The sequence below is a fragment of the Microbacterium pratiae genome (genome assembly GCF_047302165.1).
Lineage (GTDB): Bacteria > Actinomycetota > Actinomycetes > Actinomycetales > Microbacteriaceae > Microbacterium.
On record NZ_CP154843.1, the window covers coordinates 1,575,713 to 1,594,238 of the forward strand.

The window sequence follows — 18,526 nt, forward strand, 5'->3', positions numbered from 1 at the left end:
ACAATGGGTCGATGAACGACGCCCCGATGACCGATCCCCGCCGACTCTGGCCGCGCCGTGCCGCCATCGGCATCGTCCTGATGGCGGCCGGTGCGCTGCTCGGGTGGTGGTTGTTCATGCAGCTCGGCCAGCCCTTCGGCGTCGACCGGTGGTGGAACGAGACGCTGCCCGCCGATCCGGGAGCGGTCGGACTCGTGTTCGGGCTCGTGATGAACCGGATCGGCGGCACGTGGGTGGGGGTCTTCGCGATTCCCATCGCCGTGGCCGTCGCCCTCGTCCTGCTGCGCCGCCCGTGGGCCGCGGGCTATTTCATCGTGGCGTCGGCGGTGAGCGCGCTCGTCGTGCAGCTGATCAAGAACCTCGTCGACCGGGCCCGGCCCGAAGACATCCTGGTGACGACCGACGCGGGCTCATACCCGTCGGGGCATACGGCCAACGCGGCCACGATCGCGGTGGTGGCCGTCATCCTCTTCCCGCGCGTGTGGGTCGCGATCGTGGGTGTCGTCTGGACTCTCCTCATGGCGCTCAGCCGCACGGTCGTGCACGCGCACTGGCTCTCCGACACCGTCGGAGGGATGCTGCTGGGGGCGGGCGTCGCGCTCGTGATCGCCGCGATGTTCACGGAGCAGCTCGAGCGGGAGCGGCGTGTCGTGCGGGAGCGTCGGGGTTAGGCTCGCCCGCATGAGCGTCTCGCCCGGCGACCCCGCTGTTCCCTCCGACGACGCGGTGGCCGCCGCCGAGCTCGCGCGACTGCGGGCCGAGGCGGATGCCGCCGAGGCGGCGCTCATCGCTGCCCGTGCCCGAGCCGCTCTGGCCGCCGCCGAGGCGGATGCGGCTCGAACGGCGGCCGCGGCTCCGGCCGGGGGAGCGGTCGATCCACCCGACGCGACTCGAGCCCCCGAGCCCACCCCCGCCGACGACTCGGCGACATCGGACGCCGGGAACGAGCCCGCTGGGACCGGGGGAGGGCTCGACGCGGAGCCGGGACCGCTCGCGGCGGCGGAGGTCGACACGATTCGACAGGGCTACGCGTTCGACGGGCCGGCGCTCGAGCTCGGAGCGCTTCTGAACGGCGAGCCGCAACGCGATGCGCCCGTTCGCATCCCCCTCGCGATGACGAACCGTCACGGCCTCGTCGCCGGCGCGACCGGCACGGGCAAGACCCGTACGCTTCAGGTCCTCGTGGAGCAGCTCGCGGCGAGCGGCGTGCCGGTCTTCGCCGCCGATATCAAGGGCGATCTCTCGGGGCTGGCCACGCCCGGCGAGGCCGGCGAGAAGCTGCTCTCCCGGACGAGCGCCATCGGGCAGGACTGGACGCCGCGCTCGTTCGCGACCGAGTTCCTCGCGCTCGGCGACCGAGGAACGGGAACGCCCGTCCGCGCCACCGTGTCGGGATTCGGTCCGCTGCTGCTGAGCCGTGTCCTGGGACTCAACGCGACGCAGGAGTCGAGCCTCGGGCTGGTCTTCCATTACGCAGACGCGAACGGCCTGGCTCTCGTCGACCTCTCCGACCTCAGAGCGGTGCTGACCTACCTCACGAGCGACGACGGCAAGCCCGAGCTCGCGGAGCTCGGGGGACTCTCGAAGGCCACGGCCGGCGTCATCCTCCGCGAGCTCGTCACCTTCGCCGACGCCGGGGCGGACGTCTTCTTCGGCGAGCCGGAGTTCGATGTCCGCGACCTCATGCGCACGACCGACACCGGAGAAGGCGTCGTCACTCTCCTCGAGGTGCCCGGGGTCGCCGACCAGCCGGTGCTCTACTCGACGTTCCTCATGTACCTGCTGGCCGAGCTGTTCGAGGTGCTGCCCGAAGTCGGCGATGTCGATAAGCCGGAGCTCGTGTTCTTCTTCGACGAGGCGCATCTGCTGTTCCGCGACGCCTCGAAGGACTTCCTGTCGGCGGTCGTCCAGACCGTCCGCTTGATCCGGTCGAAGGGAGTGGGCGTCTTCTTCGTCACCCAGACGCCCAAGGACGTGCCGTCGGACGTGCTGGCGCAGCTCGGCTCGCGCGTGCAGCACGCGCTGCGGGCCTTCACCCCGGACGACGTCACGGCGCTGCGTGCAAGCGTCCGCACCTACCCGCGATCGGGCTACGACCTCGAGCGCGTGCTGCAGGAGCTCGGAACCGGTGAGGCGATCGTCACCGTCATGAACGAGAAGGGTGCGCCCACGCCCGTCGCGTGGACACGGCTCCGTGCTCCGCAGGCCTCGATGTCGCCGGCGGCTGCCGCGGACATGGAGGCCCGCGTGTCGGCATCCGAGATCCGGGCCCGGTACGCCGAGGCGATCGACCGCGAGTCGGCTCGCGAGATCCTGACCGCTCGCATGAACGCCGCGCAGGCGGCCCTCGACGCTGCCGAGGCCGAGGCCGCGCGCCACAAGGCCGAGCAGGATGCCGCGAAGCTGCGCGCGAAGGCTGACGCCGCCTACGCCAAGCAGCTCGCGGCCATCCGCAAGCAGGCCGCCGCCGACGAGGCCAAAGAACGCCGTGACCGCGATCGGATGCTGAAGAGCATGACCTCGAACACCCGCTCGCGCCGGAAGACGCCGGCGGAGCAGATCCTCGGTTCGCGTGCGGCCCAGGAGGTGCTGACCGGCGTCATCCGGGGCATCTTCGGCACCGGCCGGCGCTGACAGCACTCCGGGGACGCGGGCGCCTCAGGGGCGGATGATGTCGAGCGGCATCGTCGAGGTGTCGATGCGCGGGTCGTCGTCCTGTCGTGCGACGAGAGCCTCGGCCTCGGCGACGGTCTCGACCGTCGGCACCGACCCGAGCAGGGGACGTTGGGCGGTCTCGCGCATCGAGAAGAGCGCGACGGCCGCGAGTGCCGAGAAGAACATGATGTAGAACGCCGGCATGTAGGTGTTGCCCGTCCACTCGATGAGTGCCTGGCTGAACAGCGGAGTCGTGCCTCCGAAGAGCGAAACCGCGAGGTTGTACGCGATGCCCATGGCTCCGAAGCGTGTCGCGGTCGGGAACAGCGCCGGCAGCGCACTGGCGGAGATCGCGACGAACAGCGCGACCGGCACGGCGATGACACCCAGCGCGATGAAGACGGCCCAGAGCTCGCCGATCTGCATGATCGCGAACGCCGGAACGGTCAGCACGAGCGAAGCGCCGATCGCGAAGGCGTAGATGCGACGCCGGCCGAACCGGTCGCTGAGCCGGCCGACGAACGGCAGGGTCGCCGACATCACGACGAGCACGGGAACCGTCGCCACCGCGGCGGAGAGGTTCGAGAGTCCGACCTCCTTCTCGAGGTACGTCGGCATGTAGCTGGTCAGGGCGTAGCCGGCCGTGTTGGTCGCGGCGACGATCGCGACGGCGACCAGGATCGTCCGCCAGTGGTGGCGCAGGATGCCGCCGATGCCGTGACGGGCCATCGGGTCGTCCTTGCTGGGGGTCGCCGTCGACTCCGACTCCTGCTCGAATGCCGGGGTCTCGGGGATGCGCAGCCGGAACCAGATGGCGACGATCCCCAGCGGGATGGCGACGAGGAACGGGATGCGCCATCCGCCGTCGACCATCGCGTCCGGGCCCCAGAGCCCCTGAGTGATGAGCGTGGTGAGCGCGACGACCGTGGCGCCGGCAGCGAAGCCGACGTAGGAGCCGACGTCGAGCCACGACGCCCAGAAGCCGCGTGAACGGTCAGGCGAGAACTCGGTGACGTAGGTCGAGGCTCCGGCGTACTCGCCTCCGGTCGAGAATCCCTGCACCATCTTCAGCACGTAGAGGGGCACGACCGCCCATATGCCGATCTGCGCCGATGTCGGCAGCAGGCCGATGAGCGCCGTCGCGGTCGCCATCATCGCCATCGTGAGGAACAGGACCTTCTGGCGCCCGATCCGATCGCCGAGCGGACCGAGCACGATGCCGCCCAAGGGGCGCACCAGGAACGACACGGCGAATCCGAGCAGCGTCACGAGCAGGCCCCACGGGTCGGGGATGTCCTCGGCGAAGACGACGGTCAGGGTGACGGCGAGGTAGCCGTAGATCCCGAAGTCGAACCACTCCATGAAGTTGCCGACGACGGTGCCCGAGATCGCGGTGCGGACCTTCTTGCGTTCGACGACGATGACGTCGTCGACCTCGAGACGTCGGCGGGCAGGCCGCTGGGTTCGCGTGCGTGACATATTCGGTTCTCCTCCGGCAGCGCCGCCGGGCTCGGGTCGCCAGACGACTGTCCTTCGCTCACGGGAGCGTAGTCCGGCAGCAGGGGGACCACGCAAGCTCGGGGCCGGACGTTGCGATCGGGCGAATCGCCGCCTATCGTGCGCGCGCGGCGGCACCCCGTTCGACGGGCGACCCGTCGAACGGGGCGTGTCAAGTCGTGTCGGTCGGGGGCGGTCGACGCCTACCGTCTGAACATGACCGAGCTGACCGCACCCACCGGACACGAGCCCGAGCTGCAGGCGCAGCCCCGACGCGACGGATCGGCGCCCCGCGCCCTCGTGCTCGGCGCCACCGGCTACATCGGCGGGCGCCTCGTTCCCCGTCTCGTCGCGGCCGGCTACCGCGTCCGTGTGCTGGCGCGCACGCCCGAACGCGTCGCGAGCTTCCCGTGGGGAGGCGCCGTCGACATAGTGGGCGGATCTGCCGACGACGCGGATGCCGTCGCCGAAGCCGTAGACGACGTGGACGTCGTCTATTACCTCATCCATTCGATGGGAGCGGGCGCCGGGTTCGAGGAAGCGGACGAGCGGGCGGCCCGCACCGTCGCCGAGGCCGCCGCGACGGCATCCGTGAAGCGCATCGTGTACCTCGGAGGCCTGCACCCGTCCGACGCGGAGCTCTCACCACACCTGCGCTCGCGGGTCGAGGTCGGCGAGATCCTGCTGGAGTCGGGTGTGCCCACGCTCGTGCTGCAGGCGGGGGTCGTCATCGGGTCGGGGTCGGCGTCGTTCGAGATGGTGCGCCACCTCACCGACGTCCTGCCCTACATGCCCGCGCCGAAGTGGGTGCGCAACCGGATCCAGCCGATCGCGGTCCGCGATGTGCTGCACTATCTGCTCGGGGCCGCTCGCGTGGATCCCGAGCTGAACCGTGCCGTCGACATCGGCGGTCCCGACGTCCTGCGCTACGGCCAGATGATGAACGGGTACGCCCTCGAGGCGGGTCTGCGGCAGCGGGCGATCGCTGCCCTGCCGGTGCTGACGCCCGGGCTCGCCTCGCACTGGGTCAACCTCGTGACGCCCGTGCCCCGCGCGATCGCCCGTCCGCTCATCGCCTCGCTGCAGAACGAGTGCGTCATGGACGACCACGACATCGACGGCATCATCGCGCAGCCCGAGGGCGGTCTCACGTCGTACCGGACGAGTGTGCGACTGGCGCTCGGCCGGGTCGATGCCGACGAGGTCGAGACGAGCTGGCAGGACGCCGACGTGCTCGGGGCGCCCAGCGACCCGCTGCCGAGCGACCCCGAGTGGGCGGGCCGCACGGTGTTCACCGACGAACGCTCCGCTGACACGAGCGCATCACCCGAGCGGCTCTGGGAGGTCATCGCCGGCATCGGGGGGACGAACGGGTGGTACTCCGCTCGCGCTCTCTGGGAGATCCGCGGCTGGATGGACCGCCTGGTCGGCGGGATCGGTCTCGCACGCGGCCGCCGGAGCCGGGGCAAGGTGCGTGTCGGCGACGCGATCGACTTCTGGCGGGTCGAGGCGGTCGAAGAGGGGCACCTCCTGCGTCTGCGCGCGGAGATGCGGGTGCCCGGAGAGGCCTGGCTCGAGCTCAAGGCCGCCCCTCGCGAGGGAGGTGCCCGGTACGAGCAGCGTGCGATCTTCTTCCCCCGCGGACTCGCCGGGCGGCTCTACTGGCTCGGCGTGCTGCCGTTCCACGGGCTCATCTTCACCGCGATGGCGACACGCATCACCGAGATGGCCGAGGGGAAGGTGGAGGAGGGGCGGATCGCCGTCGAGAACGCGCACGCCGACGACGACACCGCCCCGGCGGACGAAGACGCTTCTAGGGTGGGGGCATGAGCCGCTCCGCCGCCGTCATCACCGTGTCCGACCGATCAGCGACCGGTGAGCGCCCCGACACGGCGGGTCCCGTCGCCGTCGAGGCGCTGCGCGTCGCAGGTTGGGAGTGCGGCGACGCGACGATCGTCGCCGACGGCGCCGCCTCCGTGGCCGAGGCGCTGCGCGCCGCCATCGCGCGCGGAGCGCGTCTGATCGTCACGACGGGCGGCACCGGCGTGGCGCCGCGCGACGAGACCCCCGAGGGTACCGGCGCGGTGATCGAGCGCGAACTGCCGGGAGTGGCCGAGGAGCTGCGCCGCCGCGGTGTCGCAGAGACACCCGCGGCCGTCCTCTCGCGCGGCCGGGCGGGAGTGGCCGGTCGGTCGCTCGTCGTGAACCTGCCGGGGTCGCCCCGCGCCGTGGCATCCGGCATCGACGTCGTCATCGGCATCGCCGAGCACGTCATCACTCAGCTCGACGGGCACGATCACTGATGGGCGAGGTCCGGATCGCCCGCATCACCACCGACCCCCTCGACGTGTCGCAGCACCTCGCCGCCGTCGACTCGCCCGCCGTCGGAGCGGTGACGAGCTTCGTCGGAACCGTGCGCGACCACGATCCGGATGCCGCGGGCACGGTCGCCGCGCTCCATTACGAAGCCCATCCCGACGCCGAGACGACGCTGCGATCGATCGCGGAGACCGCGCTCGCGGGGCGTGACGGCATCGTGGCGGTCAGCCACCGCATCGGCGACCTCGCGGTGGGCGACGCGGCCGTGGTCATCGCGGTGGGCACGGCGCATCGGGGCGACGCGTTCGACGTCTGCCGCGAGCTGATCGAGGCGATCAAACGCGAGCTGCCGATCTGGAAGCAGCAGATCGAGGCCGACGGCACGACGGCGTGGAAGGGGATCGGCGGCTGACCGCCTCGAGCGCGGGCGGGCTCAGCCGCCCGCGAACGGCGGCAGGATGTCGACGGTGACGTCGGGGCCGATCTCGGTGGTGTCGGCGACGCGAGCGCCGTCGACCAGCACGGCGCATTTCGGCAGGATCGCCAAAAGCCCGGGATTCTCGCGTGACAGCGCGTCGCGCAGCGCACCGAGTGTGAGCTCGGAGCGGGTCTCTTCGGTTCTTCCCGCGCGCTCGGCGGCCGCGGCGAAGTAGCGCACGCGGGCCATCAGGCGTCCTCGCCCGGACGTCGCCAGTCGCCGCTGCGTCCGCCGGACTTCGCCGTGATCCGAACGTTCTCGATCGAGGTCGACTTATCGAGACCCTTCACCATGTCGACGACCGCGAGGGCGGCGACCGAGACCGAGGTGAGCGCCTCCATCTCGACGCCGGTACGGTCGGCGGTCCGCGCCGTCGCCTCGATCTCGATGCCGTCGTCGGTGATGTCGAGGTCGACGACGACGCCGTGCACGCCGATCACGTGGGCGAGGGGCAGCAGCTCGGGAGTGCGCTTCGCGGCCTGGATGCCGGAGATGCGCGCGACGGCGAGGACATCGCCCTTCGGCACGGTGCCGTCGCGCAGCGCCGCGACGACCTCGGGCGAGCAGCGGACGAAGCCCCGGGCGGTGGCCGCGCGGACGGTCGGCTGCTTCGCGGTGACGTCGACCATACGGGCGTGACCGGCGTCGTCGAGGTGTGTGAAGCTCATGCCCTCATCCTTCCAGCAGCACGACGTCGATGAGGTCGCCGGGCTCGACGACGGCGGTCTCCGCCGGGACGACCGCGTACGCCTCGGCGAGGGCGAGTGCTCCCGCGAGGTGCGATCCCGAGCCTCCCGGCGTCGCGGGGCGCACGGACCAGCGCGCAGGGTCGGTGCGGTCGATGATCGCGGGGAGGTATTGCCGCCGGCCGGGTGGGGTGCGCCAGGACCCGGCCGCGGGAAGCCGAAGGGCCGGGCGGGTCAGGTCGGAGCGCCCCTGCAGGGCGAGCAGGGCCGGGCGCACGAACACCTCGAACGACACCGCGGCGCTGACCGGATTGCCGGGGAGGCCGAACACGAGCGTGCCCGACGGCAGCACACCGAACGCCTGCGGCTTGCCCGGCTGCATCGCCACTCGCGAGAAGCGGAGCACGTCACCGAGCACGGTCTTGACGACCTCGTAGGCGCCCGCGCTCACCCCGCCCGACGTGATGACGACATCCGCTCGCGACTTTCCGGTCGTGGCCGCGGCGATCTCGCGCCGGAACGCGCCGCCGCCGTCGTCGACGTGCACACGACGGACGACGGCGGCGCCCGCCTGGCGGGCGAGCGCTTCGAGCAGCAGACCGTTCGACTCGGGGATCTGTCCTCGCGTACGGGGGAGGCCGGGCTCGACGAGCTCGCTGCCGGTCGAGATCACGACGACGCGCGGAGCTTCCGAGACCGTGACGCGCGCGATGTCCGCAGCGGCGAGCGCGGCGAGCTGCCGGGGACCGAGCAGAACTCCCGCGCCCAGCACCGTGTCGCCCGGACGGATGTCGTCGTGCGCGCGCCGGACGAACACGCCCTGCTTCGCGGGGGCCGCGAGCACGCGTGTGGTCGTGAGCGAGTCGTCGAGGCCGCCGGCGGTGTCCTCGAACGGCACGATGGTGTCGGCGCCGGTCGGCACCGGGGCGCCCGTCATGATGCGTACGGTCTCGCCGGGGCCCAGGGGCGGGTCGTCCGAGGAGCCGGCCGGCAGATCGGCCACGACAGCGAGGTCGACGGGATGCTGCGCCGACGCCGTCGCGACGTCGGCGAATCGCACGGCGAATCCGTCCATCGCCGAGTTGTCGAAGTCGGGGATGCCGCCGCGCGCCACCGCATCCTCTCGCAGGACGTGGTCGGCGGCGTCGGCGAGCCCCGCGGTGCGGGTCGGCAGCGGGCGCACGGCGGCGAGGACGTCGGCGAGCTGCTCCTCGACGGACCGCAGCCTGCCGCTCATGATCGCCACCCGGCGAGGCCGCCCGCGAGCACGGACGCCGTGACGCCCCGTTCGCGCAACACAGCGGCTGCGCGCTGCGCCCGGATGCCGTGCGCGCACACCACCACGACGCGGTCGGCGGCGACGCGGCTCGGCTCGGCGAGGAGATCGCCGAGCGGAAGCAGGATCGAGCCGGGGAGCACACCGGTCGCCGTCTCGTGCGGCTCACGCACGTCGAGCACGACCGCGCCGGCGCGCTGCTGGTCACGGAGCTGATCGAGCCCGATCTCGGGAGCCGCCGGCGGCGTCGGCGCGACACGGGGCGGTGGAGCAGTGCCCGCGCCCGGCGCGCTCGACGCGGCACGCAGCGGCACCTCCTGTTGCGTCCCCGTCAGGGCGTCGACCACGATCAGTCGGCCCAGGAGCGGGTCGCCGACGCCGGTGATGAGCTTGATCGCCTCGGTCGCGAGCATTCCGCCGACCGTCATGCAGAGAGACCCGAGCACGCCCACCTCGGCGCACGTCGGCAGATCGTCGGCGCTGCCCGCAGGGTAGAGGTCGTCGAGGCCGATCGCGGGAACGCCCTCGGGAGGCGCCGTCCAGAACACGGTGACCTGGGCGTGGAACTCCTGGATGACCCCCCAGACGAGGGGCAGCCCGAGCACCGCGCACGCTGCGGCGACGGTCGTTCGGGTCTCGAACGTGTCGGTGCCGTCGATGACGAGGTCGCTTCCCTCGAGCAGCCGCGACGCGTTGGCGGCATCCAGCCTTTCGCGGCGCGTCTCGATCCGGGTCTCCGGTGAGAGCGCGGCGGCAGCGCGCACGGCCGAGGCGACCTTCGGCGAACCCACGTCGTCGGCGCGGTGGATGACCTGCCGCTGGAGGTTGGCGTACTCGACCACGTCGTCGTCGATGACGGTGATCGTGCCGACCCCGGCGGCGGCGAGGGCGAGGATCACGGGCGAGCCCAGGCCGCCCGCACCGACGACCGCGACGTGGGCCGCCGTCAATCGCCGCTGCCCCTCGTCACCCACGCCCGCGAGGACGGCGTGCCGGGCCGTGCGTTCGCGCTCTCGATCCGACAGGGTGCCGGCGGGAGCGATGAGGGGCGGGACGGTCATGGGATCAGGCTAGACGTGCACAGGGGTACCGGGGGCGGCCGCGCATGCTTGCGCGATTATCATCCGTGGATACGGAGAAATCCGTCCCTCGGTCCCGCGGATGCGGGTATGTTCAGCACATGACGACGTATCGGATCTCGGAAGCGGCCCGCCTGCTCGGCGTCAGCGACGATACTGTGCGCCGCTGGATCGACCAGGGTGCCCTCCCGGTCTCGGGCGACAGTCCGGCCCGGGTGCCCGGCGACGCCCTCGCGGCCCACGCGGTCGAGCTCGCGTCCGCCGCCGCAGACCCCGCCGACCGGCTCTCGAGCGCCCGCAACCGTTTCGTCGGCCTCGTCACACGCGTGCAGATCGACGGGGTGATGGCGCAGGTCGACGTGCAGTCCGGTCCGCACCGCGTCGTGTCGCTGATGTCGGCGGAGGCGGCGCGGGAGCTGCAGCTCGAACCTGGGTCGCTCGCCGTCGCGGTGGTCAAGGCCACCACGGTCGTCATCGAGACCCCGAAGGACTGAGCCATGCAGATCCGAGCACGACGGAAGACGAGCATCGCGGCTCTGGCCGCAGCCGTACTGCTGCTGGCCGGGTGCGCCGCGGGCGGCGGGCCCGACCTCGGGACGGACGGCCCGCCCGGGGCATCCGAATCGGGGCCCGGCACCGCGGAATCCGACGTCTCGGGCGAGGTCACCGTCTTCGCCGCGGCGTCGCTGAAGACCGGGTTCGACGAGTTGGCGACGCAGTTCGAGCAGCGGCATCCCGCCGTGACCATCTCGCCCATCAGCTACGACGGATCGTCGACCCTCGCGAGCCAGCTCATCGAGGGCGCGCCCGCCGACGTGTTCGCCTCAGCCGATGAGGCGAACATGCAGAAGGTCGTCGCGGCCGGACTCGCCGACTCACCGGAGATCTTCGCGACGAACCGGCTCACCCTCGTGGTGCCCGCGGGCAACCCCGGCTCGGTCACGGGTCTGGCAGACCTCGCCGACGCCGACCTCACCGTCGTGCTCTGCGCCGAGGCCGTCCCGTGCGGTGCGGCCTCGGCGACGCTTCTCGGCGACGCCGGGGTTGCTGCGAGCGTCGACAGCTATGAGCAGAACGTCACGGCGGTGCTGACGAAGGTCGCCGCCGGAGAGGCCGATGCCGGGCTCGTCTACGTCACGGATGCCGCGCTCACCGGCGACGTCGAGACGGTGGAGGTCCCCGGCGCCGAGCGGGTCGTCAACCGCTACCCGATCGCGGCGCTCGCCGACGCGCAGTCGCCCGAGGCCGCCGCCGAGTTCGTCGCCTATGTGCTGTCCGAGGACGGCCAGGCGGTGCTCCGCCGCCTCGGTTTCGGCGCCCCGTGAGCGTCGGCGCGACCGGCCATCGGCGGGTGAGGCATCGGAGCACGCCGGGGTACCTGCCGCGCGTCCTCCTCGTGCCCGCGATCGTCGGACTCGCGCTGCTCGTGGTGCCGCTGATCGCCCTGGTCGGCCGCGTCGACACCGCGACGGTCTGGGCCGACGTCACGTCGCCCGAGGCCGCGGCGGCTCTCGCGCTTTCGCTGCAGACGGCCCTCGCGGCTACGGCAGCCTGCATCGTGCTCGGCGTTCCGCTCGCCCTCACCATCGCCCGGGCGGGTGCTCGGACGGCGGCGGCGCTCCGAGCCGTCGTGACGGTTCCGCTCGTGCTGCCGCCCATGGTGGGCGGCGTCGCTCTGCTGTTCCTCTTCGGGAGGACCGGTTGGCTGGGTGCGCTGCTCGGCGAAGCCGGCATCCGCATCCCGTTCACGACCGTGGCCGTCGTCATCGCTCAGACCTTCGTCGCGCTTCCTTTCCTCGTCCTGGCGCTCGAAGGAGCGCTGCGGGCCACGGGGGTCGGCTACGAGCAGACCGCCGCCGCGCTCGGCGCCGGACGGTGGCGCATCCTGTGGCGGGTCACGCTGCCGCTCGCCGCGCCCGGCCTGATCGCGGGCACCGTGCTGTGCTTCGCCCGTGCGCTCGGCGAGTTCGGCGCGACGGCGCTGTTCGCCGGCAACGCGCCCGGGGTCACCCAGACGATGCCGCTCGCGATCTACACGGCGTTCAACGGCGCCGGGGTGTCGCAGGGGACGGCGGTCGCGCTGTCGCTCCTCCTGCTCATCACCGCGATCGCCGCGCTTCTGCTCGTGCGCGCCTGGCGGCCGGGCGGCGCTCGGTGAGCGGGCGGCTGACGGTCCGCGTCCGGGTGCAGCGCCCCGGCCTCACCGTCTCGGCCGACCTCGCCGTCGAACCCGGCGAGGTCGTCGCGGTCATGGGGCCGAGCGGCGCCGGCAAATCGACGCTGCTCGAGGCGATCGCGGGCCTCGTGCCGCTCGACGCCGGGTCGATCCGCGTGGACGACGACGAGGTGGCCAGTCCGCGTCGCCGTGTCGCCCCGCAGCGTCGTGGCATCGTGCTGCTGCGTCAGGACCCGGGCCTCTTCCCGCACCTCTCGGCCCGTGAGAACGTCGCCTTCGGGCTCCGCTCGCGCGGTGAGTCCGCGCGACGGGCTCGTGCGGAGGCCGACGACTGGCTCGATCGGGTCGGGCTCGCGGGGATCGGCGGTCGGCATCCGCGCGAGCTGTCGGGCGGTCAGCAGCAGCGCATCGCGCTCGCCCGCGCGCTCGCCGCCCGCCCCCGCGTCGTGCTGCTCGACGAGCCGTTCACGGCGCTCGACCCGGCGACGGCGGCGTCGCTTCGCACGATGCTCGCCGACCAGCTGCGGGCCGCGCGGACGACGGCCGTGCTCGTCAGCCACGATGCTCTCGACGCAGCGGCGGTGGCCGATCGGCTGATCGTGCTCGAGGCGGGCGCCGTGACCCAGAGCGGTTCGGTCCGTGAGGTGCTGCACGCGCCCGCCACGGCCTTCGGCGCGGCTCTCGCGGGGGTCAATCGCGTCGTCGGAAGCGTCACCGGGCATGGCGACGAGGCCGTCTGGCGGGCGGGGCACCTCAGCGTGGCGCGGCCCGGGGCGGACCCCGGGTCTGTCGCCGCCCTGTTCCGCCCGGGAGACGTCCGGCTCGAGGCGCCGGGCGCGTCGGCCGGCTCAGGTGTCGTCTGGCCGGCGAGCGTGGTGCGGCTCGAACCCACCGTCGGGGCGGTTCGCATGGTCGTGGCGGATCCGCCGCTGGTCGTCGACATCCCCGTCGAACGGGCCGCGGACGTCCGTCCCGGCGATCACGTGCAGCTCGCGCTGCCGACCGCCGCGATCACGTGGGCGTGAACGGGGGGCGGTGAACCGGGGCGGCAGCCGGGCGGCGCCCCGTGGGACGATGGGGACATGCCCCACATGCGTGCCGTCCGGCGCGGCGACGCCGCCGCTCTGAGCGAGATCTGCGTCCGGACAGCCGACCACGGATCCGACGCCACCGGACTCTTCGACGACGACGACATCTGGGGAGCCGTCTTCGTGCGGCCCTATGCCGAGCGGCATCCCGATTTCGCCTTCGTCGTGGCCGATGACGACGACCGTGCGATCGGCTACGTCGTCGCGGCGCCCGACACCGAGGCGTTCGAAGGATGGTTCCAGCGCGAGTGGTGGCCCCGATTCGCCGAACGCTGGCCCGAGCCCTCACCCGATGACACCTCGCGACAGGCGGGTACCCTGCGCTACGCCTACGGCCGACGCCCGGGAGCGGAGCCCTGGGCCACCGCGTACCCCGCGCACCTCCACATCGACCTGCTCCCCGAGGCTCAGGGGCAGGGGTGGGGACGGAGGCTGATCGACCGGCTGTCGGAGCAGCTCCGCGCCGCGGGCGTCACCCGCCTGCACCTGGTCGCGTCGGCGGCCAACTCCGGTGCGCTCGCCTTCTACGACCGCATGGGGTTCGAGCGCCTGGCCTCCCGTCCGGGCGCACAGGCGTTCGGCATCTCTCTCGACCGCTGAGCCCGGTCACTCGCTCGTCGAGGTCCCACTTGGGCCGGGTATGGCGGCGGGTTTCCCGGCCGAACTGGGACCTCGGGTCGCGCAGGGTGTGGTCGTGGCTGGGCACAGCGAGCGAGGTCCCACTTGGGCCGGGTATGGCGGCGGGTTTCCCGGCCGAACTGAGACCTCGCGGGGTGTGGGGCCGGGCGTCAGGCGGAGTGCAGGCGGCCGTCGGAGATGCGCACCGTCCGGTCGACGAGCGCACTCGGCACCCGGACGTGCGAGATGAGGACGACGGCACGTTCCGGGTCTACGGCGGACAGCAGATCGCGCATCAGCGCGTCGGATGCCGCGGGGTCGACCCCGGCCGTCGGCTCGTCGAGGACGAGCACGGGGAAGCCGTGCAGCAGCGCACGTGCGAGCGCGATGCGCTGGGCCTGGCCGCCCGAGACGAGCGCTCCGTACTCGCCGACGCGCGCGTCGAGCCCGCCGCGTTCGCGCAGCCAGTCGCCGAGGCCGACGCGTTCGAGCACGGCCTCCAGCTCGGCGTCGGTCGCGGTGTCGCGGGCGAACAGCAGGTTCTGGCGGATGTCCTCGTCGAAGAGCATCGGCTGCTGTTCGCACAGCCCCACGGTCAGACGCACGTCGTCGGGGGAGAGATCGCGGACGTCGGAGCGTCCGATGCGATAACCGCCTTCGACGTCGAGGAAACGGACGAGGGCGTGCGCGAGCGTCGACTTGCCCGCACCGCTCGATCCGACGACGAGCAGACGTTCGCCTGGACGGACGTCGAGATCGACCCCCGCGAGCGCCGGGCGATCGGCTCCGGGCCAGCTCACCGACACGTCTCGCAGGTGCAGTCCATCGCCGAGGGCGGGCGCGACACCCGTCGGGGCGACGGCGCTCGCGACCAGGCCGGCCGGGATGCTGCTCGGCACGGTCGCGGCGATGCGCTCGGCCGACGCGTGCACCTGGCGCCAGGATGCCGCTGCGAGGGGAACCGTCTGGAAGACCTCGAACACCGCCATCGGCACGAGGACGGCGACCGCCAGCCACGGACCGCCGAGGGTCGCGACATCCGGCGCGGTGACGACGACGGCGAGGATCGAGGCGGCCCCGGCGGCGAGAGAGACGATGGCCGCACTGCCGGCCTGCGCGCCGGCGCGACGGACGACGGCGCGGCGGAGGTCGGCGTCAGCCGCCTCGACACGGCGTCGGCTCTGCTCCTCGGCTCCGTACGCCAGCAGCACGTCGAGGCTCCCGAGGTGGTCGGCGACGGCGTCGGCGAGCCGGGCGCGGAGCGGGGCGATCGTCCGCTCTGCTCGGGCTCCCGCGACCCAGCCCCATCCGGTGGCCGCGGCTGCGGCGACGACGAGGCAGCCGAGCAGGGTCAGGCCCGCCGGCCACGAGACGGTCGCGACGAACGCCACGGCGGCGAGGGCGACGGTGGCCGAGGCCACGAGCGGCTCGACGACCCGCAGCGGCAGGTTCTGCAGGTCATCGACATCGTCGACGAGGGCGGACAGCGCGGATCCCCGGCGGATGCGGCCGAGCCCGTCGGGAGCGAGCGGGATGAGGCGTCGGACGAGGTCGGTCCGTGTCGTGGCGAGCTGGCGCAGCGCGGCGTCGTGCGACGTGAGGCGCTCGAGGTAGCGGAAGACGGCACGCGAGATCGCGAACGCCCGCACGCCGACGACGGCCGCCATCACGTACATCACGGCGGGCTGCTCACTGGCACGGACGATCAGCCAGGCGCTGCACGCGAGGAGGGCGACGGCCGAGGCCTCCGTCGCGAAGCCGGTCGCGAGAGCGCGCCAGAACCGTCGGGGCGGCGGCATCGCGCCGCGGAGCACGTCGGACGTCGTGGTCATGCCGTCACCTCGGATCGGGGTCGCACGTCGACGAGCACGTCGGCGATCGCCCGGGCGGACTCCCGGTGCGAGACGAGCAGGACGGTCGCGCCGTCGTCGGCGACGTGACGGATGCTCTGCCAGAGCGCGGCCTCGGTCTCGGCGTCGAGCGCGGCGCTCGGCTCGTCGAGGGCGATGACCGGTGCGCCGCCGCTCGCGTGACGGAAGAGAGCACGCGCGACCGCGACGCGCTGCGCCTGACCTCCGGACAGGCCTGCGCCCCGCACGCCGAGCTCGAGGGCCGGATCGATGCCGCCGGCACCGGCGGCATCGAGCACGCGGGCGACGCGACGATCGCCGTCCGACCCGGCGGCGCGATCCGGCCCAGCGCCGAGCGTGACGTTCTCCGCAACGGTGCCGGCGATGAGTCCCGGATCCTGACCGGCCCAGGCGAGCCACGACGCGGGTGGCGGGAGCTGCGCGCCGTCGAGGGTCAGTTCGCCGTCGAACGGGGCGACACCGCGCAGCGCGGCGAAGACGCTCGACTTGCCCGCGCCGCTCGGGCCCGAGAAAAGGGTGATCGTGCCCGGCGTCGCCGTGAACGACACGGGCGCGAGCAGAGCGTCGCCGCGTCGCACCCGGAGCCCATGAGCGCGGAGAACGCCGCGCTCGGCCGCCGCAGTCGTCGCGGCATCCGTCGACAGGCGGTCCGCGGAGGACTGCTGCGGGAGCGCGCGCGCCGCGTCGAGTACCTCGAAGACGTCGTCGGTGGCCGCGACGCCTTCGGCGGCGGCGTGGAACTGGACGCCGACCTGACGCAGCGGGAGGTAGGCCTCGGGGGCCAGCAGCAGCACGAAGAGTCCGACAGACAGGGCGAGCGAGCCGTCGATGAGCCGGAAGCCGATCGACACCGCCACGATCGCGACCGAGATCGACGCGAGGAACTCCAGCGCGAAGCCCGACAGGAACGACACCCGCAGCACGCGCATCGTCTCGATGCGATAGTTCTCGGTCACCCGCTCGATCGATGTCGCGGCGCGGTGCTGGCGGCCGAACACCGTGAGGGTCGAGAGCCCGCGGACGGTGTCGGCGAAGCGGGCGGCGAGCTGCCGGAGCGTCTGCCACTGCGCGCGTTGCACCGCCCGGGTGGCGAGCCCGATCAGCACCATGAACAGAGGGATCAGCGGCATCGTGAGCAGGACGGTGAGCCCCGAGATCCAGTCGCTCCACCAGATGACGGCGATGAGCACCGGAGTCGCGATGACCGTCAGGACGAGCTGCGGCAGGTATCGCCCGAAGTACGCGTCGAGCGCGTCGAGACCGCGGCCCGCGGTCACGGCGAGCTGAGCGGAGTTGCGGCCCGCGAGCCAGCCGGGGCCGAGGCGACCGACGGCGGAGGTGAGGCCGCCGCGCAGCTCGCTGCGGACCCGGGCCGCGGCGCGAGCAGAGACGGCTTCGCGCAGCCAGAGGAGCCCGGCGCGTGCGGCCACGACGGCGGCGAGTGCGGCGAGGATGCGCATCAGGTCACCCACCGGGATCCCGTCGATGGCTCCCACGATCGCCTGGGTGGTCAGCCAGGCGAAGCCGACGATGACGGCGGTCTGGGCGAGGCCGATCGCCCCGATCGCGACGAAGAAGAGTCGGGAGGCGCGGGCGTAGCGCAGCAGCCGCGGATCGACGGGCCGTCCGCTCGAGCGCGCGGGCGCCTCGGGGTCGTCCATGCTCACCCTTCGATCCTGCCTTACCCCGGGGCCGGGATGCCTCGGGCCCGGTGTGATCGCACGGATTCGAGGCATCCCGTCATTCGGTCAGTGCGCGACGAGCTCGGCTTCTTCGATGCGTGCGCGCGTGACGCGCTTGCGGAAGACCCAGTACGTCCAGCCCTGGTAGAGGAGCACGAGCGGCAGGAAGATCACGGCCGCCCAGGTCATGATCGTCAGCGTGTAATCGGTCGACGATGCGTTCTCGATCGTGAGGTTCCACGCCGGGTCGGTCGATGACGGCATGACGTTCGGGAAGAGCGACAGCCACAGCGTCAGCACGGCGAACATCACGGTGCCGGCACCCCCTGCGAAGGCCCACCCCTCGCGACCCCGGGCATTGGCGAGGATGGCGCCCATCAGCATGACGGCGGCGACAGCGGCGGTCACGAACACCAGGGGCAGGAGCGGTGCCTGCGCCTCCATCGCCGACAGCACGGTCCAGGCGAGGAAGACGGCGGCGGCGACGAGGGTCAGCAGCCCCGACTTGGTCGCGAGCCGGCGGGCCTGCTCGCGGACGTCGCCGTCGGTCTTGAGAGCCACGAAGTAGACCCCGTGCGTGAAGAACAGCAGCAGCGTCACGACGCCGCCGAGCAGTCCGTAGGGGTTCAGCAGGGTGAACAGGGTGCCGGTGAACTCCTTGTCGGCGTCGATCGGCACGCCCTGCACGATGTTGGCGACCGCGACGCCCCAGAGGAAGGCGGGGAGCGCGGAGCCCACCACGATCATGAGGTCGAAGCGCTTGCGCCAGGTGGCGTCGTCGCGCTGGTGGCGGTACTCGAACGAGACGCCCCGCAGGATCAGGGCGATGAGGATCAGCAGGAGCGGCAGATAGAACCCGCTGAAGAGGGTCGCGTACCACTCCGGGAACGCCGCGAACAGGCACGCGCCAGCGACGATCACCCAGGTCTCGTTGAGGTCCCAGACCGGGCCGATGGTGTTGATGATCTGACGACGCGAGACGTTGTCCTTCCCGAGGAAGGGCAGCGACATCCCGACGCCGAAGTCGAAGCCGTCGAGGACGAAGTAGCCGACGAAGAGCACTCCGACGATGAAGAACCAGACGTATGCGAGATCCATGTC

The 18,526-nt window shown here is 72.4% G+C and carries 18 protein-coding genes; 10 read left to right on the forward strand and 8 right to left on the reverse strand.

Going from position 1 to position 18,526, the window contains the following annotated elements; translation table 11 throughout:
- The first annotated feature begins 11 nt into the window (after nt 1-11).
- Both AA0Y20_RS07340 and AA0Y20_RS07345 read left to right on the forward strand, forming a co-directional pair.
- Nucleotides 12-671 (forward strand): phosphatase PAP2 family protein, encoded by a 660-nt coding sequence (locus tag AA0Y20_RS07340; RefSeq protein ID WP_412938411.1) that lies wholly within the window; start codon nt 12-14, stop codon nt 669-671.
- A 10-nt stretch (nt 672-681) separates the two neighbouring features.
- Nucleotides 682-2,634, forward strand: coding sequence for a helicase HerA-like domain-containing protein (locus AA0Y20_RS07345; RefSeq protein WP_412938412.1), 1,953 nt, complete (start codon nt 682-684; stop codon nt 2,632-2,634).
- Nucleotides 2,635-2,658: 24 nt separating this feature from the next.
- Here AA0Y20_RS07345 and AA0Y20_RS07350 read toward each other — a convergent pair whose 3' ends face one another.
- The gene (locus AA0Y20_RS07350; protein WP_412938413.1) at nt 2,659-4,134 is read right to left on the reverse strand and encodes an MFS transporter; all 1,476 of its coding nucleotides are present in this window, start codon (nt 4,132-4,134) and stop codon (nt 2,659-2,661) included.
- Nucleotides 4,135-4,368: 234 nt separating this feature from the next.
- Between AA0Y20_RS07350 and AA0Y20_RS07355 the strand changes: the two genes are divergently transcribed.
- From AA0Y20_RS07355 to AA0Y20_RS07365, 3 genes are read left to right on the forward strand one after another with little or no spacing between them, the layout of a single operon-like run.
- Nucleotides 4,369-5,982, forward strand: a complete 1,614-nt coding sequence (locus AA0Y20_RS07355; RefSeq protein WP_412938415.1) for an SDR family oxidoreductase — start codon at nt 4,369-4,371, stop codon at nt 5,980-5,982.
- Nucleotides 5,979-6,455: a MogA/MoaB family molybdenum cofactor biosynthesis protein gene (locus tag AA0Y20_RS07360; RefSeq protein ID WP_412938417.1), complete on the forward strand. Its 477-nt coding sequence runs from the start codon at nt 5,979-5,981 to the stop codon at nt 6,453-6,455. Before AA0Y20_RS07355 ends, AA0Y20_RS07360 begins: the two co-directional genes overlap by 4 nt.
- Nucleotides 6,455-6,883 carry a molybdenum cofactor biosynthesis protein MoaE gene (locus AA0Y20_RS07365; RefSeq protein WP_412938419.1) on the forward strand — a complete coding sequence of 143 codons (429 nt, stop codon included), beginning with the start codon at nt 6,455-6,457 and terminating at the stop codon, nt 6,881-6,883. The genes AA0Y20_RS07360 and AA0Y20_RS07365 overlap by 1 nt, the downstream gene beginning before the upstream one ends.
- A gap of 21 nt (nt 6,884-6,904) precedes the next feature.
- On the opposite strand, the gene AA0Y20_RS07370 is transcribed toward AA0Y20_RS07365, so the two are convergent.
- From AA0Y20_RS07370 to AA0Y20_RS07385, 4 genes are read right to left on the reverse strand one after another with little or no spacing between them, the layout of a single operon-like run.
- A complete protein-coding gene (locus AA0Y20_RS07370; protein ID WP_412938420.1) occupies nt 6,905-7,138 on the reverse strand; it encodes a MoaD/ThiS family protein in 234 nt (77 codons plus the stop codon).
- On the reverse strand, nt 7,138-7,617 hold the full coding sequence (gene moaC, locus AA0Y20_RS07375) for a cyclic pyranopterin monophosphate synthase MoaC (RefSeq protein ID WP_412938422.1): 480 nt from the start codon (nt 7,615-7,617) through the stop codon (nt 7,138-7,140). The genes AA0Y20_RS07370 and moaC overlap by 1 nt, the downstream gene beginning before the upstream one ends.
- A gap of 4 nt (nt 7,618-7,621) precedes the next feature.
- Nucleotides 7,622-8,872 carry a gephyrin-like molybdotransferase Glp gene (gene glp, locus AA0Y20_RS07380; RefSeq protein WP_412938423.1) on the reverse strand — a complete coding sequence of 417 codons (1,251 nt, stop codon included), beginning with the start codon at nt 8,870-8,872 and terminating at the stop codon, nt 7,622-7,624.
- Entirely contained in the window at nt 8,869-9,972 is a 1,104-nt protein-coding gene (locus tag AA0Y20_RS07385) for a ThiF family adenylyltransferase (RefSeq protein WP_412938425.1), read from the reverse strand. The genes glp and AA0Y20_RS07385 overlap by 4 nt, the downstream gene beginning before the upstream one ends.
- 119 nt (nt 9,973-10,091) lie before the next feature.
- Here AA0Y20_RS07385 and AA0Y20_RS07390 point away from each other — a divergent pair, with 119 nt between their 5' ends.
- Genes AA0Y20_RS07390 through AA0Y20_RS07410 form a run of 5 tightly spaced genes read left to right on the forward strand, consistent with a single transcriptional unit; the run spans nt 10,092 to nt 13,854 of the window.
- Nucleotides 10,092-10,484 (forward strand): TOBE domain-containing protein, encoded by a 393-nt coding sequence (locus AA0Y20_RS07390; protein ID WP_412938427.1) that lies wholly within the window; start codon nt 10,092-10,094, stop codon nt 10,482-10,484.
- 3 nt (nt 10,485-10,487) lie between these two features.
- A complete protein-coding gene (modA, locus tag AA0Y20_RS07395; RefSeq protein ID WP_412938429.1) occupies nt 10,488-11,315 on the forward strand; it encodes a molybdate ABC transporter substrate-binding protein in 828 nt (275 codons plus the stop codon).
- A gap of 26 nt (nt 11,316-11,341) precedes the next feature.
- Nucleotides 11,342-12,148, forward strand: a complete 807-nt coding sequence (locus AA0Y20_RS07400) for an ABC transporter permease (RefSeq protein WP_412938431.1) — start codon at nt 11,342-11,344, stop codon at nt 12,146-12,148.
- Nucleotides 12,145-13,191, forward strand: coding sequence for an ABC transporter ATP-binding protein (locus AA0Y20_RS07405; RefSeq protein ID WP_412938432.1), 1,047 nt, complete (start codon nt 12,145-12,147; stop codon nt 13,189-13,191). Before AA0Y20_RS07400 ends, AA0Y20_RS07405 begins: the two co-directional genes overlap by 4 nt.
- Before the next feature lie 57 nt (nt 13,192-13,248).
- On the forward strand, nt 13,249-13,854 hold the full coding sequence (locus AA0Y20_RS07410) for a GNAT family N-acetyltransferase (RefSeq protein WP_412938433.1): 606 nt from the start codon (nt 13,249-13,251) through the stop codon (nt 13,852-13,854).
- A 188-nt stretch (nt 13,855-14,042) separates the two neighbouring features.
- Here the strand turns inward: AA0Y20_RS07410 and cydC are convergent, their stop codons facing one another.
- The 3 genes from cydC to cydB all read right to left on the reverse strand — a co-directional run bounded on the left by cydC (nt 14,043) and on the right by cydB (nt 18,523).
- A complete protein-coding gene (cydC, locus tag AA0Y20_RS07415) occupies nt 14,043-15,704 on the reverse strand; it encodes a thiol reductant ABC exporter subunit CydC (protein ID WP_412938435.1) in 1,662 nt (553 codons plus the stop codon).
- Nucleotides 15,701-17,404 carry a thiol reductant ABC exporter subunit CydD gene (cydD, locus tag AA0Y20_RS07420; RefSeq protein WP_412939722.1) on the reverse strand — a complete coding sequence of 568 codons (1,704 nt, stop codon included), beginning with the start codon at nt 17,402-17,404 and terminating at the stop codon, nt 15,701-15,703. The genes cydC and cydD overlap by 4 nt, the downstream gene beginning before the upstream one ends.
- Before the next feature lie 87 nt (nt 17,405-17,491).
- Entirely contained in the window at nt 17,492-18,523 is a 1,032-nt protein-coding gene (cydB, locus tag AA0Y20_RS07425) for a cytochrome d ubiquinol oxidase subunit II (protein WP_412938436.1), read from the reverse strand.
- Nucleotides 18,524-18,526 lie beyond the last annotated feature (3 nt).